The sequence below is a fragment of the Bacillus sp. MC1252 genome (genome assembly GCF_056838025.1).
Window position 1 is genome coordinate 970,652 of sequence record NZ_CM166369.1, and the last position, 23,149, is coordinate 993,800.

The window sequence follows — 23,149 nt, forward strand, 5'->3', positions numbered from 1 at the left end:
TTTATGTCATGCTTTTTTTATAAAGGTGAAAGGACCGAATACTATGAGCATATTCACATAATAGAGAAATACCTACAAATTGTAGAAGTTCAAAGTTCATACCGGAAATAATGTCCATGAAGATCCGCTCCTTTCTACTACATGATATGAGCTGGAAAGGGAATTGGTGAGGGATAAAAGCAAAAAAAGAAGACACCATAAGAGGTGCCTTCTATGATCCAGATATGAAATTAAGCTTTTGTTCCACCCATGTGTTGTTGAGCGTAAGATACAAGACGTTTTGTGATTTCTCCACCAACTGAACCGTTTGCACGAGCTGTCGTTTCTGCTCCAAGGTTTACACCAAATTCAGAAGCGATTTCGTATTTCATTTGATCGATTGCTTGCTCTGCTCCTGGAACTAGTAATTGATTTGAACTATTAGAATTTGCCATGATGTGAATCTCCTTTATATATATGATTTGTTTTTTGGTTGGGTTTGCTGGAATCGCACCAGCGAAATGATCAAGTCATTTGCCACTTGGCGAAACCCAATGCAGTAACTGCTTTGTACTATGTATTATGGTTATTTGTGAAGAAAACATACGAAAAAAGAACATGGTAAATGTTGTGTCGACATACAAAAACCATCACCCAATAGTGAGTGATGGTGCTTAAGGATTTCTCCTTATTCAGCTGAGCGAATGCGCAGCTCAGTATCAATATCGAAGAAGTGCGCTTTATTCATATCAATAGCAAGCGGTATAGATTGACCTGCCTGAATATCCGTACGAGAATCAACACGTGCAATAAACGATTGACCATCGAGAGAAGAATAAAGCATTGTTTCTGCTCCCATTAATTCGGCCACTTCTACGTTTGCATCAATTTTTGTTCCTTCAGATGCCTCTATAAACACAGGCTCATCATGGAAGTCTTCTGGCCTTATGCCAAGAATGACATCCTTTCCGATATAGCCTTGACTACGTAATACCTTCATCTTTCCTTCGGGTACACGAATGTGCGTTTTTCCAACTGCGATGGCGCCGTCAGAAAGTTTTCCTGTAAAAAAGTTCATCGCAGGAGAGCCAATGAATCCGCCTACAAACACATTCTCTGGGTTCTCATACACATCCTTCGGCGCGCCCACCTGCTGAATAAAGCCATCTTTCATCACAACAAGGCGAGTAGCCATTGTCATGGCTTCGGTCTGATCATGTGTGACATAGATAAATGTCGTTTGCAGGCGCTGGTGAAGTTTAGAAATTTCAGCACGCATCTGAACACGGAGTTTTGCATCTAAATTTGAGAGCGGCTCATCTAAAAGAAAGACTTTTGCATCGCGCACAATCGCTCGGCCAAGTGCAACACGCTGTCTTTGACCGCCAGACAGTGCTTTTGGTTTTCTGTCTAAATATTGTTCAAGTCCTAATATTTTAGCCGCATTTCTAACCCGCTCATCAATTTCAGATTTAGGAAACTTCCGCAGCTTTAATCCAAAAGCCATATTATCGTACACATTCATGTGAGGATATAATGCATAGTTTTGGAAAACCATCGCAATATCCCGGTCTTTTGGCGCTACGTCATTCATCCGTTTTCCGTCTAACAGAAAGTCCCCTTGTGAAATTTCTTCAAGACCTGCAATCATGCGAAGTGTTGTTGATTTTCCGCAGCCCGATGGACCAACAAACACAATAAATTCTTTATCCTGTATATGTAGATTAAAGTTGTCTACTGCTGTTACCTTGTTATCGTACACTTTATAAATTTGATTGAGCATCATTTCAGCCATAGATGATAGCCTCCCAGTCTCTTTTTGAAAGCGCTTTACTTATAAGTAAAGTGTATAGAATGGGCAAGAGTCTGTAAATGGACAACGTGCACAACATCTTATTTTCATTTTTGGGCAGGATGCTCACGTCCTCCGTTATTTATGAAAGGTCGAGAAGACTCATCATAAGGTAAGCAGCCGATGCTTCTGAAAAATGTCGTATATCTAGACCTGTGCGCTCAATAAATTTATCGATCCGATATTGAAGGCTGTTTCGGTGAACATATAAAGCTTTTGCTGCCTGCGATGCATTTAAATTACATTCCATATAGGTCATAAGGGTTCGGTAAACATCCCGATCAAAGACCGTTTCTTTAAAGACATCAGAAATAGCGTCAGAAACCACATAGGCATCATAACGAATGAGAGATGGAAGACATTGATAAAATGTAGCAACCCCTGACCTAAGCTTGCCTCGCTGCATATGCCACAAAAAGAGCTTATGTTCATTTAACAATCTCATCTGTAAATGGTCATTTGGCAAGTGCAGCTGTCCTTGTAAAAAGACAGAGTCTGTTAAAAAATCACTTGTGATGGCCTGAGACAAATCATTTAACTGATCTAATTGACCATTTTCTGACGTGGCGTTTGTTTGAATCAGCATAGCTGTATCAGCGCCTGTCCATATGAATTGAGTGCATTCGAGGCTGCTATTCACAGCCTCTTTTATTTGCTGTCTTTGTTCTGCTTGATGGTCCATTTTAAAATAATGAACACGGACGGGATGGTGGACGGTTAATGGTTTGTTTTCAAAAAGATAGCTGTACCATTTCTGTTCATCCTCAGTCTGCTGCGTGTGAGATAGATCAATTGGTGTAAGGAAAGAATTGAGAAGAATTGTTTCTCTTGCTGTAAGCGCCGTTTTGTCTACTCCAAATAGTTCGCCTTCGTCCGTTTGATACCAAAGAAACTGTTTGTCATTTGTTGGTGAACTGATGATATGGTGTCCGTAAACAAGCTTTAACTTTTCTAACATGGCGAGGCTCCTTAAATAGTTTAATCATAGACATGGAATAGCATTAATTCGTGGATTTCTTCTTTTAGGGTTGGTTCGACTTCATGAGGCGGAAGCTGGGAGCCCCATTCAATATCACCCGTTTTGTGGTAGATGCCTTCATAGTGCGCACCATTGTGAAAGAAGGATATTTTCCAGCCTGGCAATTGTGCTTTCTTAAAGAGAGGTTTCCATTGAAAATGAGAAATCATATCATCATTGCCTCCTTGCTTTTATTGATGAAACAATAAATAAACACGACAATACGGAAACAACCTTGAACTTGATTTTATTGTATCTCATCTGATGAAAAGAGCATAGGAAAAGCATAGATTTCAGAACCGACACGCGAGACGAAAAACAATCAATAGACGTTCGCGTGGTCTGTAGTTGTGAGTGCTGTTTGTGAAAGGTAAGACGTGTAATCCACAATTCTTTTCCCGATCAGCCATTCTGATTTTTTCAAGGACGCATGCTGGAAAATCTCACGGCCTGGGCGAGAATTGGCTTCAAACATCCAGATTGCGCCTGTGTGATCAATGCCTAAGTCAAAACCAATTTCACCAATATGGCCGGGCATATTTTCGTCTATCACCTGACTAAGCGTGATGGCAGTATGAGAAAGCTGTTGCAAAATCTGCAAACGCTTCTTCTCTTCAGGAAAGACATCATAGAGTGTTTTGACCGATCCTCCGTGTAACTGATGGGTCGTGACTGTGTGATTTCCTGAAACTTTTGCCGCTGCTGCCGTGACTGTCCAATGACCATACTTATTTTTATTCGTATGAACTCTGAAGTCCAGCGGTTGATTGTCTATATGCAGAAGTTCAATGCCTTGTTGGGCAATAATTTCATGAATGACGCAATCTTTTCGCAGCTGTTTGACGAAATGGTCTACTGAATCATATGAAATGGACTTCCCTTTATTCGAACGTACAATGATTCCGTTATGCACTGATTTTAATTGATAAATACCGTCTCCATGACTTCCGTTTGTCGGTTTTAAGTAAATGACATGATGCAGATGGAGGAGTGTTTCTATTTTACTTATAGCGTCCACAGGATCTAATTGTATGGAATGTGGCAGAAAGGACAATGTTCGTTTATCTGTTAATAGTTGCTCATGTATATGCCATTTATTAAAAAAATAAGGGTTGAACCAAGGGATATCGTAGTCTTGAGTGAGTTTCCGCTTTGTATCTTGAATGAAAGCCGACTGAGCAGCCTTTCTACTTGGAAGCCGGTCATAAACAACTGACGGCAGAGGGAGTTGTTTTTTAACCCATCTTTCCTCTTGATAGAGCAATCCTTCTACTATTCCTTTTTCCCAATCAATAGAATGAGTACCAAAAACATATGCAAAACCAGCATGTTGTTTGCAGGATTGCAGCAGCCTGATAAAAAAATCTGATCTTGCTCCTAATGGCTGTGTACTTTGCTCAAAACCTGCGGTGAAAATGCCAATCAGTGGCCCTATAAAGAGTGTATGGTCAGCGATGATGACATCAGCTTTTGATTGGTAAGGAATCAGTAAATCGATGTATAGATCTTTCGATAATAAAATTTTATGTGTTTGTTGATGGTAGGAAATGGTGAAGTCATCTACTAAACGAGACCCCAAAGCAAGAGAATAGATTGCATTCTGCTGTTTAAAATGGATAGGAAGATGAATTGTTTTTTCACTTGTGAGATGAGGGACGATGATGCAGCGATTTCTGTTCATAAGAAGCCTCCTTCGGCTGAGACATCATAGATTGTGCATGTTGAAGAATGAATTGGATCAATTGGTTTTCCTTTTCAGGGTAAGCCTTTAAAAGAGCCGATCGTCCTGGCTTTGATCTTATATTTGATATGAAAAGTCTGCCTTCATTTGTATGAAGTAAATCTACAGCGAACTCAAAGCATGGAGAGTAAGTTTTATCTATATATGCTGGGAGAGATGACTGAATGGATGCAATATCATCTAATAGGAGCTCTTTGATGTGTGGCTGCAATGAATGTAAGTAGTGGTCAAAGCCTACCACATGATTTGAATTTTGTGCATTGCTTAAAAGGCTATTTTCCACAGGTGATTTTGTGTGAATCCCCATGCTATTCCATTGATTTTGTGAATCTTTCATAAGAAAAACTCTAATTTCATTGAATAAAAAATCTTTTTGATCACTCGTGTTAAAAAATTGAAGAAAATATCGGCCTACAAACTTTTTGCACCAGCGTTCAACTTCTGATGGACGAGAAAATGTGATGACCTGCTTGGAACTTAGCTGAACAGTGAATGTTGTTTTGTCTTTTAAAGAAATGAAGTAAGTAGATGCTGCTTGCTGTTGAGAGAGTGGCTGCATTTTACAATATCCACCACTCCTTACCATATTGAGCAGGTCCGAGGGCTCTTTCAATAATGAGTATACAGGTAAATATGGCTGTAAAGAAGGAAGGAGACGGAGCTGCTCAAATAGCACCATTTTATTTGGGATTCCAGTATTCAAAAAAATTGTTTTTGGATACATTTTTAGCCATTCCATGATTGGTTTAGCTTGTTTAGATTGTGCGTCATGCTGGTAAAGACATCGATCGTAAATCAAGTCTGGAATTTGAAATTCTGCTGCTGCAAACCCTTTGTCATTCGTATATTTTTGACCTTGTATCAAATTCGAAGCAGGCTTTAAATCAAGAGGTGTAAAACGAACAACCTCTAAATCAAAAGATGAGGCAGCTTTGGCGAGCTGACGTGTGAATGCCTCTTCATGCTGCGGAGAAAGGGCCACAATACCTAACGTTGACGTCATTAAAAAACACCTTCTTTTCAATTTCATTTTTTACCATCAGAAAAACACTTTTTCATGATTTTACAGAAACCTTGCGCTCCTTTATCATTACGACAGATTGCTTTATCATATGTCTCGCTGCATACTTCATTTGCTTGGAATCTTGACAACAACTATAATACGTATAGATTAAAACAATAAACATCGGGTGTTGTTTGAAAGGTAGATGACGACTTTGAATATATTCACAACGTTTATCTTTATGATTGTTATAGGAGCAGTCATAGGAGCAGCGACAAACCATCTTGCAATTAAAATGCTTTTTCGTCCTTATAAGCCATATTACTTATTTGGAAAACAGCTCCCATTCACACCAGGGCTCATTCCTAAAAGAAGAGATGAAGTAGCCAAGCAGGTTGGTGTCATGGTTATGGAGCATTTGCTTACGCCAGAAGGTATTCAAAAACGAATTGAATCATCGGAGGCAAAGCAAGAGATCATGTATACAGTCCATCAATATATTGACAGGGGCGCTGATATGGAGATAACAGTGCTCTCCTTGTTAGAAAGATTTGGCGTTCCGCAGGCTGACGTAAAAGCAGATGAATGGCTCCATCAGTGGTCTGATCAGAAGCTCGGTTCACTGCTTGAAAAATATGATCAGCAAATTTTATCTGAATGGATCCCTTCGGAAGTGGAAAATAAAATCTCTTCAAAAATTCCAGATGCAGCAGATTATATTTTAAAGAGGGGCATTCATTACTTTGAAAGTGAAGAAGGCAAAGCAAGACTTGGCAATATGATTGATGATTTCTTAAAGGAACGAGGAATGCTTGGCAGTATGGTCCAAATGTTTCTTGGGAATTCAAGCTTAATTGACCGTGTACATCCTGAAATCATCAAGTTTTTAAAAAATGCAGAAACAAAAAGGTTTTTATCAGATTTGCTTGTTCAAGAATGGGACAAGGTAAAGCAGTTTTCTCTTCATGAGCTTGATGAAAAATGGAATGTGAAGGAGCTTGTATTTAGTGTGAAAAGACAATTGCTATCCCATTTCTCTACAAAGCTGATGTTAGACCGACCAGTTGGAGCTTATGTCAGTGCTGTAGCGGATGATCTCAAAACACAATTTGCGCCAGTGCTGATTGATAAGGGGATTAAAGCGGCATCGAATGCTTTAGAGGGTCTGCTCGCAAAGCTTCAATTTGAAGAAATCATTCGTGAGCAAATTGAACTTTTCCCACTTGAAAAAATGGAAGAGCTTGTGATCAGCATTTCCAGTAAAGAGCTCAAGATGATTACCTTTCTAGGCGGTCTTTTAGGCGGAACGATTGGCGCTATCCAAGCTATTTTTGTCACGCTATTCTAAGACCAGCTAGAGAAATTTTGATGAATTCATTGTATATATGTGAAACGAAAGCCATAGTTTGTTATAGTGGAGTGGTGTCCGCCGATCATATCGGTGATAACGGATAGAAAGGAGACATAACATGTCTGTAAATCTTTATGATGTTGCATATGACCTTGAAAAAGCACTGCGTCATAGCGAAGAATATTCAACTTTAAGAAACCTTTATGATGAGGTAAACGAGGATGAGTCCTCTAAAAGAATGTTTGAGAACTTTCGTGACATTCAAGTAAACCTTCAACAAAAACAAATGACTGGTCAAGAGATTACACAAGAGGAAGTGGAGCAAGCTCAAAAAACGGTTGCGCTTGTTCAGCAGCACGATAAAATCTCTCAGTTGATGGAAGCAGAACAACGCGTGAGTGTTCTCATCGGTGAATTAAATAAAATTATCATGAAGCCTCTTGAAGAGCTTTATGGAAATGCAGAAGAAAATTAATTGAAAGGGCGATAAAATTCGCCCTTTTTTTATTTAACATCTCTTCTGTATATCTTTTAAAAAAAGGTTGTCGAAGCTCAAAAATTCTGCGATAATATTTATTGAAAGTGCTTTCAAAAAAGCACTCTCGTGATCAATTGGGTGCGTTTCACTTGGGATTTGCGGCGATCAGCCAAATGAGAGAGAAGCGCTTCTGGGAGAAACGCAAAGCATAAGGGGATCTGATATAAGCAATGCTTTGGTGTGTGAAAGATAAGGGGATCATGGGGAGCTTCATCACCCCATTGTTACGCATCCAAACCATACATAAAAAAAAGCCTAGGGGTAGGCTTTTTTTATTTATCGTTGATTCATCAAGCAGGGGTTGTTTCAACTGCATGTTCTAAAGCACCAAGCTAGGGCATATCCTCATCTTAAGTACAGTCATCAAGAAGGGGGATGCCTCAGTGTCAAAAAAACTACTAGCACTCAATATAGATGGAACGTTACTTCGTTCCAATGGAAAAATTCATTCCGCTACAAAAGAAGCTGTGGAATATGTAAAGAAAAAAGGGGTTTATGTGACGATTGTCACGAATCGGCATTTTCGGGCAGCACAAAAAATCGCCAAAGCGTTGAAGATTCCAAATTCAACTCTTGTGACGCATAGTGGTGCTTTTATCGCTGATAAACTTGATGAGCCGCTGCATGTGAAGAAATTAACGGAAGAAAAAACATTTAATCTTGTGCAAATTCTTGAAAGCTTTGATTGTAATGTCCGCTTGCTGCATGAAAAATTCTCTATCGGCAACCGGAAAAAAACACAGTCTCAACTGATGGGAAAGACGTTGATCCATCCGTCTGATCCGATTTTTTATCCCGTTCAATTTGTAGAATCGTTAAGTGATATGCTGATGGATGAACCGGTCAGCACACCAGTGATTGAAGTATATTCGACCGCAGAGTTTCAGCCAGAGATTTACAAGACCATTCAACAAGCATTCCCATCTGTCGATCTCATTAAGATCAGTGATGAGAAAATGAATATCGTATGCAAAGGGGTATCAAAAGAAGCAGGACTTTCTCTTTTAAGCTCAGCGCTAGGTTTTACTTTAGAAGATACGGTCGTCATCGGCCACGGGCCAGATGACATTCCAATGCTTGAGTTAGCTGGCTTAGGTGTCGCTATGGGAAATGCACCTCATTCGGTCAAGCGTAAAGCCGATTGGGTGACACGGTCTCACGATGAACAGGGCGTCGCTTATATGATCAAAGAATACTTTAGAATGCAGCAAAGGGAAGGCTTTTTACATCAATTCGATATTAAACGATAATACGGTGAAGACCCTGTCCATCAAGAAATGACAGGGTCTTCATCTGTTCCCTTCATTGCTTTTCCTAGATGAATTTTGTAAAATGAAACAAGTTTGAAGATAAAGGTGATACGATGCGAATTTTAATTAAAGGGCTGTCAGATGAGCGATTTCATCGCCCGCTTGTCAATATAGCAAACTTATTTGAAGAAGATAGTGAAGTGCTGTTTGATCTAGACGAACTGGATGATGGTTTAGTGATGGTGTTTAGCTGGAAAGAAGAACGAGGAATGATTGAAGCATCTGGCCATATCGCTGGATCAGAAATAAACAGTCGTTTTTCAAGAGATGTGCCAGAGGGCTTAAGCGATAAGGACCGCTGGAAGCAAATCAAAAACACAGTGCTCTCTGTTTATTTACACCTGCTTCAGGAGCATACAGGAATGACACAAAAATGGGGGATTCTCACCGGGATACGCCCTACGAAATTACTTCACAAGATGCTAAGAGAAGGCATGACAAAGGAAGAAGCACATGCGGCGTTAAAGCGTGATTACTTGATTCATGATGAAAAAATTGATTTGATGCAGGAGATTGTCGACCGTCAGCTTCAAGCGATTCCAGATCTGTATGACCTTCAGCAGGAAGTGAGTATTTATATTGGCATTCCTTTTTGCCCAACAAAATGTGCTTATTGCACGTTCCCTGCTTATGCCATTAAAGGACAAGCTGGAAGAGTGGGAACGTTTCTGTTCGGTCTGCATTATGAGATGCAAAAAATGGGCGCATGGTTAAAAGAACACGGGATCAAAGTGACGACCGTTTATTTTGGCGGAGGCACGCCAACGAGTATCACAGCGGAAGAAATGGATTTACTGTATGAAGAAATGTATCGCTCTTTTCCTGATGTGAAACATATTCGAGAAATTACTGTAGAAGCAGGACGTCCTGATACGATTTCGCCTGATAAGCTAGAGGTGCTAAACCGCTACAATATTGACCGGATTAGCATCAACCCGCAATCATATGAGAATGAAACACTGAAAGCCATTGGCCGGCATCATAGTGTGGAAGAAACGATTGAAAAGTATCATTTATCAAGACAGTACGGCATGAATAATATTAACATGGACTTAATCATTGGTTTACCTGGAGAAGGGCTAAAGGAATTTCAGCACTCCTTGCAGCAGACCGAAGAACTAAGGCCTGAATCTTTAACTGTGCATACACTTTCCTTTAAAAGAGCGTCTGAGATGACGCGCAATAAGGAGAAATATCAAGTGGCAGACCGTGAAGAAATCACACGTATGATGGATGAAGCGGTCGCTTGGACGAAAGCACATAAATATCATCCATATTATTTATATAGACAAAAAAACATCTTAGGGAATCTCGAAAATGTCGGGTATTCATTAGATGGACAGGAAAGTTTGTATAATATCATCATTATGGAAGAAGTCCAGACGATCATTGGCATTGGATGCGGCGCAGCCAGTAAATTTATTGATCCGCGATCAGGAAAAATTACGCAGTATGCCAATCCAAAAGATCCAAAATCGTATAATGATCGCTATGAGCACTATACGGAAGAGAAAATTCGATTCCTTGAGTCATTATTTGTTTCTCACGTTTAAACACTGCGGTGACGCAGTGTCTCAGATTGTTGACAAAGGGCTAAAATGATCTTTATTTTAGCCCTTTGTCTTCTTTTCAGCGTGATATGAAAACCCTTGAAGTCTAGGAAGGACGAGTACCGGAGCGGAGCGAATTTGACATTCGTGAGTACCGGAACGCAGGACTGACACCGAATACGAGGGTTTGTCTACAAGCTGAAAGGGTCCTTTATTCGGGACCCTTTTTGGTTAAATGGTTGTTTCTTTTTTCACTTTTGGTTTTTCTGTTTTCCATTTGAAGATTTTGTTTAGGATGTGATAGATGCGCTTAGATTCTTTTGTTACAAGGGGCCCTAAAATCGCAAGGATTAAGACATATAATGCAGCAAATGGCTTCAATGTAGCGGCAAGCCCGCCTGCAATGCCAAGCTCAGCTACGATGATTGAAAACTCTCCTCTTGAGACGATGGTTAATCCAATATTAGAAGAGGCTTTATGAGAAAAACCAGCTCTCCTTCCAGCGAACATACCGGCAGTGAAGTTCCCAATTAAGGTGAGAATCACAGCGCCGATCGCAAGCCAGAAGGCGTCTCCTAATGTAAATGGATCAATACTCAGACCGAAGCTGAAGAAGAACATCGCCCCAAAGAAATCTCTAAATGGAACAACGAGATGTTCGATGCGGTCAGAATGCTCTGTTTCTGAGAAAACAAGGCCAAGTAAGAGAGCACCAATTGCCTCTGCTACATGGATCGTCTCTGAGAAACCAGCGACAAAGAACAAAGCGGCAAAAATCACAATGATGAACACTTCGTTTGAACGGATATCGAAAAGCTTGTTTAATCGTTTTGGCAGCTTACGCGCGATGATAAAGAAAAGCATCATATAACCAAAAGCGATTAAAATAGATAATAAGGCACCGCCAACAGATGTGGCATCTCCAAGGACAAGACCTGATACGACGGATAAATAAACGGCGAGGAAAATATCCTCAAACATAATAATCCCAAGAATTAATTCTGTTTCAGGGTTCGCTGTCCGTTTCAAATCCACAAGGACTTTGGCAACAATAGCACTAGATGAAATAGTGATAACCCCTGCCATAATGAGAACCTCGAGGAATCCAAATCCTGTCATAAAACCATAAAGCAGTCCTAGGCTAAAGTTGATCAAAATGTAAATAGTTCCGCCGACTGCAATGGATTTGCCCGATTTTATGAGCTTTCCGACAGAGAACTCAAGTCCAAGGTAGAAAAGAAGGAACAAGACACCCATTCTACCAAAAAACGAAATAATTTCCGTGCTTTCGATAAATTTCAAATCAATGATCCCGATGGTCGGAGCGTGCGGACCAACAATCATTCCGAGAACGATGAGAAAAGGAATGATAGAGAATTTAATTTTATTGGCAATTAAGCTGGCAATGGCGATGAGAATCAGCGCCGTCCCAACTTCAAAGACTAAATGATCCATTCATCACTCTCCCCCTCTAGAAAGAAAATCACGTATCAATCGCTTCAAGTGTTTTCTTTCGCCTGAAATGACCATCGTATCATTTGCTTGAATAATCGAATCAGCGCCCGGGTTGAGTAATTTTTCATTTGTATGTTTAATGATTGCAATCACGGTTACTTCATAATTTTGTCTCACATCTAAATCACCGAGTGTATGTCCAACCGCTTTTGCGCCTTTTTCCACCTTAAACCATTCAATGATCAAGTCATTGAAGGCCATTTCAATGGTTTCAAGTGCCTGTGGCTTATACACCATACCGCCGATAATCGCAGCGATTTGCCGGGATTCAGCATCATCGAGAGAAATGGTGGACAGAACTTCCTCTGGATCATCATCGTCAAAGCGATAAATCTCCCGTCTGCCATCATCATGAATCACAATCGTCATCTTTTCTCTATTTCTCGTTTCAATTTCAAATTTCTTTCCGATCCCTGGAAGATCATTTTCTTTAATGTTCATTTTATCCCTCCGAATATGATAGGTTGTGTTTTTCATATAGTGAATACGGATGAAATAAAATGAATCAGTAGAGGTAATTTGATTGACACATAATGGGGATCGCACACTTCATTTCCAAAAAACATAGATCAATGGATAATGCTGTTGATGGAGCTCGCTTTAAAAGAAAAGCTTTTGGATCAACCATTGATAATCTGTGCTTTAACAGAATAGATGAGGCATGTTTTTTTGAAAATGGAGGTGTCTTCACTGCGTTTATTTCTTCATCATAGATGGATGGAGAAATAAAATGGGATGTGCTCGCTTCTGCCTGTGAAGCAAAAACGACATTTGAAAAGGGAGAAAACATGACGATGAAGCTAACCAATATGAGTATGGAACACCTTATCAATCATCCTCCCCCTTTCAAATCATTTTTTTTTCTCATTTTACTATATAAAAATATATTTCTTGTTTCAACAATTATGCTTATTTTAGTATCAATTGATCTTGAAATTTTTTATTCAGATGAAAAGGAATTACTCGATGGAAAGGGAAGTAAGTTATAAGCTGATAAGAAAGAGGGGAATGGATGTTGACATATATCAATTGTCAGTTAGACGGGGATATTTTTGAAATCGTTTTCAATAGGCCTGAAGCTTATAATTCATTTCATGTTGACATGTTTGCTGAATTGAAGGAAGCGTGTGATACAGCGGGGGAAAGCAGTGCAAAAATCGTTGTAATCAAGGGAATGGGAAAAGGGTTTTCGGCCGGCGGAGATATTGGAATGATGCTGAAGCAGGATCGTGAAGAAGATTTTCATCGTGTGATGGATTTGATCGAGGGAATTACACTATCTCTAGCCCGAATGAAAAAAGTGACGATCGCGCTTGTCCACGGGGCAGCGGCGGGCCTTGCTTTTAGCTTTGCTCTAAGCTGTGATTATTTGTTTATGCATCAGGATGCAAAACTCGCCATGAATTTTAATGGAATAGGCTTAATTCCAGATGGCGGAGGACATTTTTTCCTCACAAAAAGAGTAAGTGAACAAACTGCCAAACAATTGATTTGGAGCGGACAAAAGCTGTCGGCTCAAGAAGCGCTCGAGCTTCGTCTCGCAGATGGCGTGTTTCAGGATGAGGTCGATACGTATCAAAAAATGTGTGTGAAGCCGTTTATAAACATGCCGCTTCAAGCTTTTATTGAAACAAAGATGATCTATTTCCAGCAGTCAGAATCACAGCTGTTAGCCGTTCTTCAAAAGGAGCGTGCGGCACAGGCAAGATTGAGGCAAAGTCATGATCACAAGGAAGGCATCCAGGCCTTTTTAGAAAAAAGACGTCCTGTGTTTCAGAAAGTATAAACGAATGTGAGGCCGGCGAATGCCGGCTTCAGCGTGTAGACAAACCCTCGCATTCGGTGTCAGTCCTGCGTGCCGGTGCTCACGAATCTCAAATTCGCTCCGCTCCGGTACTCGTCCTTCCTAGACTTCAAAGGTTTTCTATCACGCTGAAAAGAAGACAAAGGGCTAAAATAAAGAACATTTTAGCCCTTTGTCAACAATGTGAGGCCGGCGAATGCCGGCTTTTTTAACGTTCAAATAAAAGCAGCTTGCCTGCATCATCAACGAGCCGATGAGAATGCTTCGTGTATTGCTGTTCGATTAAGCGATGACGCCCTAATTCCTTCGCCTTTTCATCACTATCTGTTGTGATTTTTTCATTTAATAAGGTCTCACCTGACCGATCAAATACGGTTAAAAAGTATGCTTTTTCCATTCTTCATCTTCCTTTCCTCTGTTTTTTAATGTAATTAAACAAGGGATAAGACAAAACCTCTTTTTTGCCTTTAAAAATGTGTTTTTTAGAAAGAGAGTGATAGAACGTGCATTCGTAAAAATGGCGTGATAAAATATGGACAACTACAGTATGACAAGGAGATAGACGTTTGACTAAGCTCACCTTTATTCATGCCGCAGATCTTCATTTAGACAGTCCATTTGCGGGAATGTCGCATATACCAAGCCAAATATTTAAGCGGCTCAAAGAAAGTACATTTCAAAGTGCCAAGAACATGTTTGAACTCGCTATTGATCGAGCAGTAGACTTTGTGCTGCTGAGCGGAGATTTATTTGATGAATCAAATCGCAGCCTGAAAGCACAGCTTTTTTTAAGACAGCAGTTTCTAAGGCTGCAAACACACGGGATTGAAGTCTTTATTATTTACGGTAACCATGATCATTTAGGCGGTGAATGGACACCGATTGAGTGGCCAGAGAATGTTCACGTTTTCTCGAGTCATACGCCAAGTGAGCAATCTTTTTATAGAGGGGATCAGCTTGTCGCAAGTATTTATGGGTTTAGCTACAAAGAGCGGGCTGTCTATGAAAATATGACATCTCATTACGTTAAAACGACAGATGCTTCCTATCACATCGCCATGCTTCACGGCACATTAGCGGGTCAAGAAGGACATGATGCGTATGCGCCATTTCAGCTTCAGCAGCTCCTTTCGCGGGATCTCGATTATTGGGCGCTTGGACATATTCATAAGAGAGCCCTTCTCCATGAAGACCCATTTATTATTTACCCTGGGAACATGCAGGGCAGACATATAAAAGAAACGGGAGAGAAAGGCTGTTACTTTGTTCACCTCTCCGAAGATTCTGAGACAGCGGAGTTTATTTGGTGTGCAGATGTCATCTTTGAGACATTGACAATAGACATCACAGAAACGGTTCATATGACGGACTTGGTGACGCTTGTAGAAAGAAAGATCAATGAACTGAAAGCGCAGGGTGTTCCTCATTTTGTGAAAATTGAATTGACTGGTGATGCGCCTGCTTACTTTGAGCACACGCAGCTTGAGGTGCTCGAGGAGCTGATGGCTGTTCTTCATGAGCAAGAAGAAGATGAAGACGTGTTCGTTTGGGTGATGTCTATTGACTGCCGAACAAACGAGGATGTCGTCTATCCAGAAGATTCCTTTTTGAAAGAACTGACATCAGAAATTGCACAGTTTGAGGCATATGAAGAGCTGCTCTCACCGATCAAGCGTCACCCAACCTATAGGAAGTCAGGGAAAGTTCTCACAAAAGAGGACGAAGTGGATATAAAAGAAGAAGCACAAAGATTGCTGACAGAACAGCTGAAGCAATTATGAGAAAAGGAGAGGCATGATGAAAATACGTTCACTCCATATTGCGAATTTCGGGAAATTTTCAAATCGAACCTTTCACTTTTCTGGCGACGGTTTTCAGCTAGTTTATGGCCTGAATGAATCGGGGAAAACGACATTGAAGGCGTTTATTGAATCGATGTTATTTGGTTTTTCAAAAAGCAAGATGTATAAGCCGAAGCAGGGGTCTTTTTATGGTGGATCTCTCACTTGTGTAGATGAGGAGTTAGGTGTCATTCATATTGAGAGAACGTCCGATCAAGGCGGTCAAGCACAGGTGTTATTACCAAATGGTGAAGTGAAAGGCGAAGCTTTTCTACGCACTATTTTAAAGGGAACGGACCGCAGATTATTCCAATCAATTTATTCATTTGATGTGTTTGGACTGCAAAATGTCCAAGCCTTAAGCCAAGATCAAATCGGTGAATTTCTACTCTTTTCAAGTTTATTTGGTTCAGATGCGGCCTCAAAGATGGATAGCAGGCTGCTAAAGCTGCAGGAGCAGCTATTTAAACCAAATGGACGCAAGCCGGAATTAAACCAGCAGCTTGATCGTTTAAAAGAGCTGACAGGCCAGCTGAAACAAGCCAAATTGGTAGAAGGCCGTTATGCCGAAAAGAAACGGGAGCATTCTGAATTAACGGAGAGTATAGAAAAGCTTCAAAATGAAATGAAACAGGTAGAAGAAAATATTCATCAACTGACGGAACACATTCGACTGTATCCCATGATAGAGAACAAGGTGGAGCTAAAAAAAGAATTGGGGCATTATCCAGAACGAGTCAAACGATTTAAACAAGAAACAGAGCATGAACTTGATAAACTAGAATCACACCTTCACCCGAAAAAAGCGCAATTGACGGCACTGAAGCAGAAATTAGATCAATTGCAAACCTCGCTGGCCCAAATGCAACCACTCTATGAAAATGATACGTTAATGGAGATGAAACGTGTCGTCGATGAATCGTCTGAGGCTGAGCTTGTGATGAAGCGCTTAGCAGAAGGTAAAGCAGAGCGTGATTCACTGAAACAAAAAATAGAAGAAGCGACAGCGAAGCTGAGGTGGCAGCGTCCAATTAAGCTGGATCAGATTGATGACTCACTTGATTTTGAGTGGGAATTAAAGGAGGCTGTCAGCCAATACGTTCGTTTAATGGATAGAAAAGCGCAGCTGGATGACCGATTTGATCAAGCAAGACATGAGCTAGAAGAAGCGGAAACCGCTCTAAAAGGATTAAAGGAACAGCAGGTCAGGCAGCAGGGCACAGAAGATGTCAGAGGAACAAGAACGAAAGAGAAACAGGTTCATTCCCGGGCGTGGTTACTCCCGGTCATGTTTATGTTTGATGCGGTGATCCTGCTCGTATTATTTTTTTTAGCAGAGTGGTGGGTGACATTCCTCTTTGCAGTGTTTTCTGTTTTTGTCTTCATTGCCATTTATCCATTCATTAAACTTTCTCAAATGAGGCGAGGAAGCGGCGGAGAGACCTCTGATTCCTTTCAGGTCCAAGCAGCTTCAGCTGAAACGCTTGTGAGGCAAAAGGAGCTTCTGTACGAAAGAATCATCCGGCAATATGAAGACTGGGAGCTAGAGCTGGAACCGGTCCAACAGCAAGTAGAGGAAATGAAAAGACAGCTGGGCTTGTCCTCAGAGCTTTCTTTCCTCGTAGAAGCCTTCCATATCCTGAAACAATTAAAAACGAACACAGCAGCATATGAGGAGCTTACTCGGGAAATAGACGTGCTCGCCGACCAGCATTCAATCTACGAGCGTAGAGTGTTAGCGTTAAGCAGCATACTTCAAAGAAATGAAGGAACCATTCAAAAGAACATCTCAGCCTTTCAAGAGATATTGAAAGATGAGGCGAAAAGAGAAAAAGAATGCCAGGCATTGAACGTATCCATTCAACATGTGGAGCAGCAGCTGACAACGCTAGAAGGGGAAATTCAATATTACGAAAAACAAATTGGCGAGCTTTTTCGTCAAGTAGAAGCGGAGTCAAAAGAAGATTACCAAGTACTTTCCCATCTATCTAAAGAATACCGGGAGCGGCTGTACAATTTGCAGCAGCTGAACCAAGAGCTGCATAGAAGCGGCAGTTTTAATGAGGAAGAATGGATTGCTCGGAAAGGATTACGCCTCCTTGAGGAGGAATGCGCAGAAGCGAAGCAGCATCTACATGACATTCAACTGAACTTGAGGAATATGGAAAAGCGCTTAGCAGAACTAGCAGTGGACATCCGGCAAATAGAAGCATCAGGTACGGTGTCTGATTTGACTCATCAGCTTGCAGCCGAGCAGGAACATGCAAAGCACCTTGCGAAAAAATGGGCAGCTATTCAGCTTGTCCGCTCCGTCATTCGAGAAAAATTGAATGAACATAAAGAAACAAGGCTGCCAGCGCTCCTTCAAAGAGCTTCCAGCTTTATTCAGCCGTTAACAAATGATCGATATGAAGCCATTTTATTTTCAACTGAAGATGACCGGCTGATTGTAAAAAGGGTGGATGGACGAATATTCCGCCCAGAGGAGCTTTCGCAGGCAACATGTGAACAAATCTATCTCGCGATTCGTTTTGCGCTCGCTTTGTCTCATCAGCAAGATTGTCAGCTCCCATTTATGATGGATGACAGCTTCGTTCATTTTGATCATGTTCGCCTAGGAAGAGTGCTGGAGATGATGAATAAAATGACTCGTTTTGAGACACAGCTGTTTTATTTCACCTGTCATCATCATATGAAGCAAGCAGCAGAAGAGAGCCAGATTACGAGTTTAGCAGTTGAATGATTGACAAATAATGACTTATGTTATACTTATATGAGCAGAAATATGGAAGGAGCTTTTATTGAATGGCTAAAGGGATCATGACCTATGATGTCGGCGAACAAGTTGACCTGCATTTATTAATTAAATCATCTACTAAAGGGATTGCAAGTAATGGCAAACCATTTTTAACATTAATTCTTCAAGATCAAAGTGGGGATATTGAGGCGAAGCTATGGGATGCAAAGCAGAATGATGAACTCACATATGCCGCGCAAACCATCGTGAAGGTAGTAGGTGACATTCATCATTATCGCGGGAGGAATCAGCTGAAGCTTAGGAATATACGCCCTGTTGCTGAAAACGAGCAAATTCGAATTGATGATTTTCTCGAAACAGCTCCTATTCCAAAACACGATATGATGGATACGATTATGCAATATATCTTTGATATGAAAAACCCTAATATTCAGCGTGTCACACGGCATTTGCTGAAGAAATACGGACAGGAATTTGCTGATTATCCAGCAGCGACAAAAAATCATCACGAATTTGTCTCAGGTCTCGCCTATCACGTGGTGTCCATGCTGCATTTAGCGAAATCAATTGTTGACCTATACCCATCACTTGATCGAGATCTTTTATATTCTGGCATCATTCTTCATGATTTAGGGAAAGTAAAAGAGCTTTCGGGTCCAGTCTCAACCACATATACAGTTGAAGGGAATTTAATTGGACATATTTCGATTATGGTGACAGAAATTGCGAAAGCTGCAGAAGAGCTTGGCATTGATTCAGAAGAAATTCTGATTTTACAGCACTTAGTACTGAGTCATCACGGAAAAGGAGAGTGGGGCAGCCCGAAACCACCAATGGTGAAGGAAGCCGAAATTCTCCACTATATTGATAATTTAGATGCGAAGATGAATATGATGGATCGTGCGCTTGAGCATGTGAAGCCAGGAGAATATACAGAACGTATTTTTGCTCTAGAGAATCGTTCATTTTATAAACCAACCTTTCATGATCAATAACAATGTCAAAACGTCCGTTTATGCGGGCGTTTTTTTCATAACTTGTCTTCTTCTCGCATAAGCATGTAACACAAAGGAAGAGAGAGCAGTTCTGAAAAAAGGAGGCGATGAAAAAATGTTGTTTTTTCCATGGTGGGTGTATGCATGTATCATTGGCATTATTTTCTGTGCGTATAAATTAATGACAACGGCCAAAGAGGAGCAAGAAATTGATCAATCCTTTATTGAAAAGGAAGGAGAAATTTTTATCGAGCGAATGGAACAAGAAAGAGAGCGCAGACGTCAAGATCAGCAAGTGAAAAGATCACAGGATACGGCGGCACATGAAGATCACTCGATTGCTTAATCAGGTCATATAAAAACCCCTCTGCACGATCACGGCAGAGGGGTTTTTTGTGATTACTGGTTTTGTTGAGGTTGTTGATTTTGTGCGGGTTGTTGAGACTTTTCTTTGAATGTGTTTTCAAGTTCTTTATCTTTTACTTTCACATCGGCATCTTTCACCAATTTGTTTAAGATCGTTTGGATTTCATTTGTGTCTGCTTGTTTTTGATTAAGTAGTTCTTTTTTCAAGTCTGCTTTCATGTCATCGTATTTACCGCGTTCTTCGGTCTTTTTAATGATATGGTAGCCAAATTGTGATTTCACTGGTTTGCTGATTTCATTCACCTTTAGTTTGAAAGCAGCTTTACTGAAGTTCTCGTCCATTTGACCTTCTTTTGCGAACCAGCCTACATCGCCGCCTTGTGCTGCTGAAGCCGTGTCAGTTGAATATTCAGACACAAGGGCATCCCATTTTTCACCTTTATCTAATTTCTTTTCCACTTCGTCAGCTGTTTTCTTATCAGCTACTAAAATGTGGCTCGCACGGATTTTTCCTTTTAGGTCATCGTAATACGCCTTTACTTCTTTATCAGTGATTTTGATGTTAGCTTTGGCAGCCTTTTGAGTCAGCAGCTCATATTTTACTTGATCTTTGATGTAATCTTTTCCGAATTCATCTTGAAGTTGTTTTAAACGATCTTCACCAAGTGTCTTTTTATATTCTTCCATTTTCTTATCAATTTCTTTATCTGATACTTTGTATTTGTCAGCAAGAACCTTTTGTTGAACAAGTAGGTTTAAAGCATCTCCACCTGCTTGTTTCTTAAGAGTTGTATAAAGCTCTTCTTTTGTGACATCTCCTGATTTTGTTGTTGCGATTACATCTTTATCACCGCTACTGCATGCGCCAAGAGTTAAAACACTTACTGCTGTTACAGCTGCTAAAGCCATTTTTTTCATTCAAAAAACACTCCTAATCTTTCCAATTTATTTATCATTGCTTGTATCATAACATATTGTGACACGCTGTAAAAAGAAATGCAAATGGGAGGGCATTCGTCTAGTCAAAAATTTGCGCGCCACATACACATATAGTGATCACAAAAAGGAGGCTGAATTATATGGGAGCAGGATATTCTAATGGGTTTGCTTTATTGGTCGTGCTATTCATTTTGCTGATCATCGTTGGTGCAGCATATCTTTACTAATTAAATCGCTGTTACAGAAAGGAGCCGTCCTGCCATGCGTGCGGGCGGTTCTTTTTTCAAACGATGACAGGTGCCTAAACGTTTTCAATTTTTCTGCATACACTGTGCTTAGAACAGAGGAAGAACTGGCAGGAGGTGTTTTCACATGGGAGGAGAAGTCTTTGCTGGCGGTTTTGCACTAGTCGTCGTGTTATTCATCTTATTGATCATTATCGGTGCATCTTGGATTTGCTAATAGATCATAGAATACAAAAAGCTGCCCTCAAACTGGCAGCTTTTGCTTTGATCTTAAATAGAAATGGTAATTTCAACAAATGATGAGATAAGTAAGATCAGTATCGATACATTGATAAAGCGAAACACCTTATCTTGCCGTTCTTCAGGAATCTCTCTGACAAGGCATAATGTATTAGTAAGCCTGTTTATTGAATACACAATAAACGCGGCAAAGACGATGAAGTAAAATAAAACTATCGGAGATCCCCCCTCTCTATGCTATTCCCATACTACATTACCAAATTTTTTATGAAAAAGATAGAAGTTGGCTTTAAAAACCTCATGATGAGGAAGTTTGGTCAACTAAAATATCAAACTCGTCTTGGGCTTGATCAATGATACAGGATTTTGGTGCTTTTAGCAGTTTCCATGCAAATAAAAAATCAGGCAAACAATAGCCTGCATGAATACTTGCAATGATGATAAAATAGTGTGCGTACATTGGAAACGCCATGCCTAAAAAAAAGTAAACAGGTGAGATGACACAAAACGGGCTGAGCAGTGAGAAAAGCATCACTCTCTTTGGCACGCGCTGCCAGCAATTTCGTTTAAATAACGTCATTTTTTTCTTGTTTTTCATCACTGGAATCAAGTGAACCACACGGTGGACAAGCAATGTCGCAAGTAAAAGCACAGCAAAAAGCGGTGCATTGTGACTGCTTAGTCTCGTTTCAGGATGAGTCAGTTGAAAACATAAAAAAGCCATAATGAAAAAAAGTACAGCAAGACTTATAGCTGAAATCACCATTCTCGTATAACCATAATCCTTTTCAAGATTAATGGTCTTCCAACAATTCATTTTCATCCTTCCAATCTAAAATCTAATTGAATATCTCCAGATAATTTACTCTTCCTGAGGATAAAAATCAATGGTTTTTATGAAAAAAAATAAAATGTTGCATTCATATGGAATAAAGAGAGGAAACTTTGGATTTTTCAAGAAAAAAAGACATAAGGGGGAGGTTCGTCTCTTTCGTCAATGAGTCATTTCGGCTAAAATAGAAAGACTAAGAGAAAGAGGGAACGTACATGAGTATTGAGGAACGAATGAGCCAACTCGAATATTATATGGAACTTTTACTGACGGCGACAGATATGAGCCGTTATCCATATTATGCGCTATTGATCCGGCAGCGTGTATCGAAAGAAGAAGCAGAGGATATTGAGCGTATTTGTGCTGAGCTTTCAGATGAAATGGACAAGCAAAAAGCACAAGGCTATGTCATGTTTGACGATCTCCTTGCGCTTTTTGCGGGACAGTTAATTGAAAAGCTGGATGTTCATGAGACAATATTTGCTTTACATGATCAAGGGCTGTTTCAGCCGTTAATGAATGAATTTATAAAGATCATTAAACAATTTGATTTGATTTAGCCGCTTTTTCTGCTGCCTCAGCTGAGTCTTCGAGTTCCTCAGGCTTTTTCGTGATTTTTCCACGCTCATTCAAAAAGTCCTTCTCAATGTTTGAAAACGATTTCTCAAAAATCTCCATGAAGTCCTCACCATAAATGTTTCGGATAATACACATCATTTCTAAAATTTCAGGGAACTTTCCGTAAATGTCATGAAGCGGCTGTGCGCCTTTGACAATACCAGTTCGGGCCGGGTCGAAATCTTCGAGTAGTTTATGGAATGTCTCTTCGCCTTTTGGCGTTAGCTCAATATACGTATTGCGTTTATCGTTTAACTTTTTAGAAAATTTCAAAAATCCTCTTTCTTCCAGTTTTTTGGAGAAGTTAAACGCAGTTGATACATGCATGACGCCAAACTTTGCAATTTCTGATATTGAAGCTCCTTTTAATTGATACGCAATCCACAAAATATGATGTTCATTAATATTCAGGTTATACGGTTTGATCCACTGCTGCCAGTCTTTCTCAATGGATTTCCAAAGAGCTTTGCTCAATTGGGCCATTCTTTGACTGAATAAAAGTGCTTCTTTTACATCGAAAGGCTGTTCCGAATGATTCATCCATTTCACCTACTTCTCTTTTTCTTGTAATTCTATTATGCCAATAAAATAAAGATTAATAAAGCTGAAAATTCAAGAATTTTTAAAAGTCATGAAAAACATTGACAAAATAAC

General features: G+C 40.1%; 25 protein-coding genes. 12 read left to right on the top strand and 13 right to left on the bottom strand.

What is annotated here, in order from left to right; all coding sequences use genetic code 11:
* Positions 1-230: 230 nt before the first annotated feature.
* The 6 genes from ACYH0L_RS04810 to ACYH0L_RS04835 all read right to left on the bottom strand — a co-directional run bounded on the left by ACYH0L_RS04810 (position 231) and on the right by ACYH0L_RS04835 (position 5,593).
* Positions 231-434, bottom strand: a complete 204-nt coding sequence (locus tag ACYH0L_RS04810) for an alpha/beta-type small acid-soluble spore protein (protein ID WP_003210761.1) — start codon at positions 432-434, stop codon at positions 231-233.
* Between the two features lie 233 nt (positions 435-667).
* Positions 668-1,774 carry an ABC transporter ATP-binding protein gene (locus ACYH0L_RS04815; protein ID WP_099728803.1) on the bottom strand — a complete coding sequence of 369 codons (1,107 nt, stop codon included), beginning with the start codon at positions 1,772-1,774 and terminating at the stop codon, positions 668-670.
* Between the two features lie 139 nt (positions 1,775-1,913).
* Positions 1,914-2,789, bottom strand: a complete 876-nt coding sequence (locus ACYH0L_RS04820) for a helix-turn-helix domain-containing protein (RefSeq protein ID WP_099728802.1) — start codon at positions 2,787-2,789, stop codon at positions 1,914-1,916.
* Positions 2,790-2,809: 20 nt separating this feature from the next.
* Entirely contained in the window at positions 2,810-3,019 is a 210-nt protein-coding gene (locus tag ACYH0L_RS04825; protein WP_003211787.1) for a YheE family protein, read from the bottom strand.
* A 152-nt stretch (positions 3,020-3,171) separates the two neighbouring features.
* Positions 3,172-4,530 carry a YheC/YheD family endospore coat-associated protein gene (locus ACYH0L_RS04830; protein ID WP_099728801.1) on the bottom strand — a complete coding sequence of 453 codons (1,359 nt, stop codon included), beginning with the start codon at positions 4,528-4,530 and terminating at the stop codon, positions 3,172-3,174.
* Positions 4,487-5,593, bottom strand: a complete 1,107-nt coding sequence (locus ACYH0L_RS04835) for a YheC/YheD family protein (RefSeq protein ID WP_482354406.1) — start codon at positions 5,591-5,593, stop codon at positions 4,487-4,489. The genes ACYH0L_RS04830 and ACYH0L_RS04835 overlap by 44 nt, the downstream gene beginning before the upstream one ends.
* 214 nt (positions 5,594-5,807) lie before the next feature.
* Here ACYH0L_RS04835 and ACYH0L_RS04840 point away from each other — a divergent pair, with 214 nt between their 5' ends.
* The 4 genes from ACYH0L_RS04840 to ACYH0L_RS04855 all read left to right on the top strand — a co-directional run bounded on the left by ACYH0L_RS04840 (position 5,808) and on the right by ACYH0L_RS04855 (position 10,345).
* Positions 5,808-6,941, top strand: coding sequence for a DUF445 domain-containing protein (locus ACYH0L_RS04840; RefSeq protein WP_099728799.1), 1,134 nt, complete (start codon positions 5,808-5,810; stop codon positions 6,939-6,941).
* 121 nt (positions 6,942-7,062) lie between these two features.
* Complete coding sequence (locus tag ACYH0L_RS04845) at positions 7,063-7,419, top strand: YlbF/YmcA family competence regulator (RefSeq protein WP_008361320.1); 357 nt, start codon at positions 7,063-7,065, stop codon at positions 7,417-7,419.
* Between the two features lie 446 nt (positions 7,420-7,865).
* A complete protein-coding gene (locus tag ACYH0L_RS04850; RefSeq protein WP_249705405.1) occupies positions 7,866-8,732 on the top strand; it encodes a Cof-type HAD-IIB family hydrolase in 867 nt (288 codons plus the stop codon).
* A gap of 113 nt (positions 8,733-8,845) precedes the next feature.
* Positions 8,846-10,345 (top strand): coproporphyrinogen III oxidase, encoded by a 1,500-nt coding sequence (locus tag ACYH0L_RS04855; protein ID WP_249705406.1) that lies wholly within the window; start codon positions 8,846-8,848, stop codon positions 10,343-10,345.
* A gap of 228 nt (positions 10,346-10,573) precedes the next feature.
* Here ACYH0L_RS04855 and ACYH0L_RS04860 read toward each other — a convergent pair whose 3' ends face one another.
* Both ACYH0L_RS04860 and ACYH0L_RS04865 read right to left on the bottom strand, forming a co-directional pair.
* Positions 10,574-11,797, bottom strand: coding sequence for a cation:proton antiporter (locus tag ACYH0L_RS04860; protein WP_482354407.1), 1,224 nt, complete (start codon positions 11,795-11,797; stop codon positions 10,574-10,576).
* Positions 11,798-11,800: 3 nt separating this feature from the next.
* Positions 11,801-12,298, bottom strand: coding sequence for a cation:proton antiporter regulatory subunit (locus tag ACYH0L_RS04865; RefSeq protein WP_099728552.1), 498 nt, complete (start codon positions 12,296-12,298; stop codon positions 11,801-11,803).
* Between the two features lie 571 nt (positions 12,299-12,869).
* On the opposite strand from ACYH0L_RS04865, the gene ACYH0L_RS04870 reads away from it, so the two are divergent.
* Positions 12,870-13,643, top strand: coding sequence for an enoyl-CoA hydratase (locus ACYH0L_RS04870; RefSeq protein WP_230030965.1), 774 nt, complete (start codon positions 12,870-12,872; stop codon positions 13,641-13,643).
* 226 nt (positions 13,644-13,869) lie between these two features.
* On the opposite strand, the gene ACYH0L_RS04875 is transcribed toward ACYH0L_RS04870, so the two are convergent.
* On the bottom strand, positions 13,870-14,058 hold the full coding sequence (locus ACYH0L_RS04875) for a YhzD family protein (protein ID WP_099728548.1): 189 nt from the start codon (positions 14,056-14,058) through the stop codon (positions 13,870-13,872).
* A 169-nt stretch (positions 14,059-14,227) separates the two neighbouring features.
* Between ACYH0L_RS04875 and ACYH0L_RS04880 the strand changes: the two genes are divergently transcribed.
* The 4 genes from ACYH0L_RS04880 to ACYH0L_RS04895 all read left to right on the top strand — a co-directional run bounded on the left by ACYH0L_RS04880 (position 14,228) and on the right by ACYH0L_RS04895 (position 19,601).
* A complete protein-coding gene (locus ACYH0L_RS04880; protein WP_482354408.1) occupies positions 14,228-15,442 on the top strand; it encodes a metallophosphoesterase family protein in 1,215 nt (404 codons plus the stop codon).
* A 16-nt stretch (positions 15,443-15,458) separates the two neighbouring features.
* Positions 15,459-18,245, top strand: coding sequence for an ATP-binding protein (locus ACYH0L_RS04885; RefSeq protein WP_482354479.1), 2,787 nt, complete (start codon positions 15,459-15,461; stop codon positions 18,243-18,245).
* Positions 18,246-18,307: 62 nt separating this feature from the next.
* Positions 18,308-19,255: a 3'-5' exoribonuclease YhaM gene (yhaM, locus tag ACYH0L_RS04890; protein WP_099728545.1), complete on the top strand. Its 948-nt coding sequence runs from the start codon at positions 18,308-18,310 to the stop codon at positions 19,253-19,255.
* 115 nt (positions 19,256-19,370) lie between these two features.
* Complete coding sequence (locus tag ACYH0L_RS04895) at positions 19,371-19,601, top strand: sporulation YhaL family protein (protein ID WP_041089925.1); 231 nt, start codon at positions 19,371-19,373, stop codon at positions 19,599-19,601.
* 53 nt (positions 19,602-19,654) lie between these two features.
* On the opposite strand, the gene ACYH0L_RS04900 is transcribed toward ACYH0L_RS04895, so the two are convergent.
* Positions 19,655-20,539 carry a peptidylprolyl isomerase gene (locus ACYH0L_RS04900; RefSeq protein ID WP_099728544.1) on the bottom strand — a complete coding sequence of 295 codons (885 nt, stop codon included), beginning with the start codon at positions 20,537-20,539 and terminating at the stop codon, positions 19,655-19,657.
* A gap of 161 nt (positions 20,540-20,700) precedes the next feature.
* Here ACYH0L_RS04900 and ACYH0L_RS04905 point away from each other — a divergent pair, with 161 nt between their 5' ends.
* Together ACYH0L_RS04905 and ACYH0L_RS04910 are read left to right on the top strand one after the other, a co-directional pair.
* Positions 20,701-20,787: a YjcZ family sporulation protein gene (locus tag ACYH0L_RS04905; protein WP_008361129.1), complete on the top strand. Its 87-nt coding sequence runs from the start codon at positions 20,701-20,703 to the stop codon at positions 20,785-20,787.
* A 145-nt stretch (positions 20,788-20,932) separates the two neighbouring features.
* Complete coding sequence (locus ACYH0L_RS04910) at positions 20,933-21,022, top strand: YjcZ family sporulation protein (protein WP_017360317.1); 90 nt, start codon at positions 20,933-20,935, stop codon at positions 21,020-21,022.
* A gap of 53 nt (positions 21,023-21,075) precedes the next feature.
* On the opposite strand, the gene ACYH0L_RS04915 is transcribed toward ACYH0L_RS04910, so the two are convergent.
* Together ACYH0L_RS04915 and ACYH0L_RS04920 are read right to left on the bottom strand one after the other, a co-directional pair.
* Positions 21,076-21,261, bottom strand: a complete 186-nt coding sequence (locus ACYH0L_RS04915; protein ID WP_072368131.1) for a hypothetical protein — start codon at positions 21,259-21,261, stop codon at positions 21,076-21,078.
* A gap of 82 nt (positions 21,262-21,343) precedes the next feature.
* Complete coding sequence (locus tag ACYH0L_RS04920) at positions 21,344-21,862, bottom strand: DUF3267 domain-containing protein (RefSeq protein WP_099728543.1); 519 nt, start codon at positions 21,860-21,862, stop codon at positions 21,344-21,346.
* 230 nt (positions 21,863-22,092) lie between these two features.
* Here ACYH0L_RS04920 and ACYH0L_RS04925 point away from each other — a divergent pair, with 230 nt between their 5' ends.
* The gene (locus ACYH0L_RS04925; RefSeq protein WP_230030962.1) at positions 22,093-22,437 is read left to right on the top strand and encodes a YhaI family protein; all 345 of its coding nucleotides are present in this window, start codon (positions 22,093-22,095) and stop codon (positions 22,435-22,437) included.
* Here ACYH0L_RS04925 and ACYH0L_RS04930 read toward each other — a convergent pair.
* Positions 22,415-23,035: an HTH-type transcriptional regulator Hpr gene (locus ACYH0L_RS04930; protein WP_099728541.1), complete on the bottom strand. Its 621-nt coding sequence runs from the start codon at positions 23,033-23,035 to the stop codon at positions 22,415-22,417. The two genes, ACYH0L_RS04925 and ACYH0L_RS04930, sit on opposite strands and share 23 nt — an antisense overlap.
* Positions 23,036-23,149 lie beyond the last annotated feature (114 nt).

What these genes read in the sequence shown, in the direction of transcription:
- ACYH0L_RS04810 (WP_003210761.1), bottom strand. Translation starts at nt 434, where the DNA reads ATGGCAAATTCTAATAGTTCAAATCAATTACTAGTTCCAGGAGCAGAG.
- ACYH0L_RS04815 (WP_099728803.1), bottom strand. Translation starts at nt 1,774, where the DNA reads ATGGCTGAAATGATGCTCAATCAAATTTATAAAGTGTACGATAACAAG.
- ACYH0L_RS04820 (WP_099728802.1), bottom strand. Translation starts at nt 2,789, where the DNA reads ATGTTAGAAAAGTTAAAGCTTGTTTACGGACACCATATCATCAGTTCA.
- ACYH0L_RS04825 (WP_003211787.1), bottom strand. Translation starts at nt 3,019, where the DNA reads ATGATTTCTCATTTTCAATGGAAACCTCTCTTTAAGAAAGCACAATTG.
- ACYH0L_RS04830 (WP_099728801.1), bottom strand. Translation starts at nt 4,530, where the DNA reads ATGAACAGAAATCGCTGCATCATCGTCCCTCATCTCACAAGTGAAAAA.
- ACYH0L_RS04835 (WP_482354406.1), bottom strand. Translation starts at nt 5,593, where the DNA reads ATGACGTCAACGTTAGGTATTGTGGCCCTTTCTCCGCAGCATGAAGAG.
- ACYH0L_RS04845 (WP_008361320.1), top strand. Translation starts at nt 7,063, where the DNA reads ATGTCTGTAAATCTTTATGATGTTGCATATGACCTTGAAAAAGCACTG.
- ACYH0L_RS04855 (WP_249705406.1), top strand. Translation starts at nt 8,846, where the DNA reads ATGCGAATTTTAATTAAAGGGCTGTCAGATGAGCGATTTCATCGCCCG.
- ACYH0L_RS04860 (WP_482354407.1), bottom strand. Translation starts at nt 11,797, where the DNA reads ATGGATCATTTAGTCTTTGAAGTTGGGACGGCGCTGATTCTCATCGCC.
- ACYH0L_RS04865 (WP_099728552.1), bottom strand. Translation starts at nt 12,298, where the DNA reads ATGAACATTAAAGAAAATGATCTTCCAGGGATCGGAAAGAAATTTGAA.
- ACYH0L_RS04870 (WP_230030965.1), top strand. Translation starts at nt 12,870, where the DNA reads ATGTTGACATATATCAATTGTCAGTTAGACGGGGATATTTTTGAAATC.
- ACYH0L_RS04875 (WP_099728548.1), bottom strand. Translation starts at nt 14,058, where the DNA reads ATGGAAAAAGCATACTTTTTAACCGTATTTGATCGGTCAGGTGAGACC.
- ACYH0L_RS04885 (WP_482354479.1), top strand. Translation starts at nt 15,459, where the DNA reads ATGAAAATACGTTCACTCCATATTGCGAATTTCGGGAAATTTTCAAAT.
- yhaM (WP_099728545.1), top strand. Translation starts at nt 18,308, where the DNA reads ATGGCTAAAGGGATCATGACCTATGATGTCGGCGAACAAGTTGACCTG.
- ACYH0L_RS04895 (WP_041089925.1), top strand. Translation starts at nt 19,371, where the DNA reads ATGTTGTTTTTTCCATGGTGGGTGTATGCATGTATCATTGGCATTATT.
- ACYH0L_RS04900 (WP_099728544.1), bottom strand. Translation starts at nt 20,539, where the DNA reads ATGAAAAAAATGGCTTTAGCAGCTGTAACAGCAGTAAGTGTTTTAACT.
- ACYH0L_RS04905 (WP_008361129.1), top strand. Translation starts at nt 20,701, where the DNA reads ATGGGAGCAGGATATTCTAATGGGTTTGCTTTATTGGTCGTGCTATTC.
- ACYH0L_RS04910 (WP_017360317.1), top strand. Translation starts at nt 20,933, where the DNA reads ATGGGAGGAGAAGTCTTTGCTGGCGGTTTTGCACTAGTCGTCGTGTTA.
- ACYH0L_RS04920 (WP_099728543.1), bottom strand. Translation starts at nt 21,862, where the DNA reads ATGAATTGTTGGAAGACCATTAATCTTGAAAAGGATTATGGTTATACG.
- ACYH0L_RS04925 (WP_230030962.1), top strand. Translation starts at nt 22,093, where the DNA reads ATGAGTATTGAGGAACGAATGAGCCAACTCGAATATTATATGGAACTT.
- ACYH0L_RS04930 (WP_099728541.1), bottom strand. Translation starts at nt 23,035, where the DNA reads ATGAATCATTCGGAACAGCCTTTCGATGTAAAAGAAGCACTTTTATTC.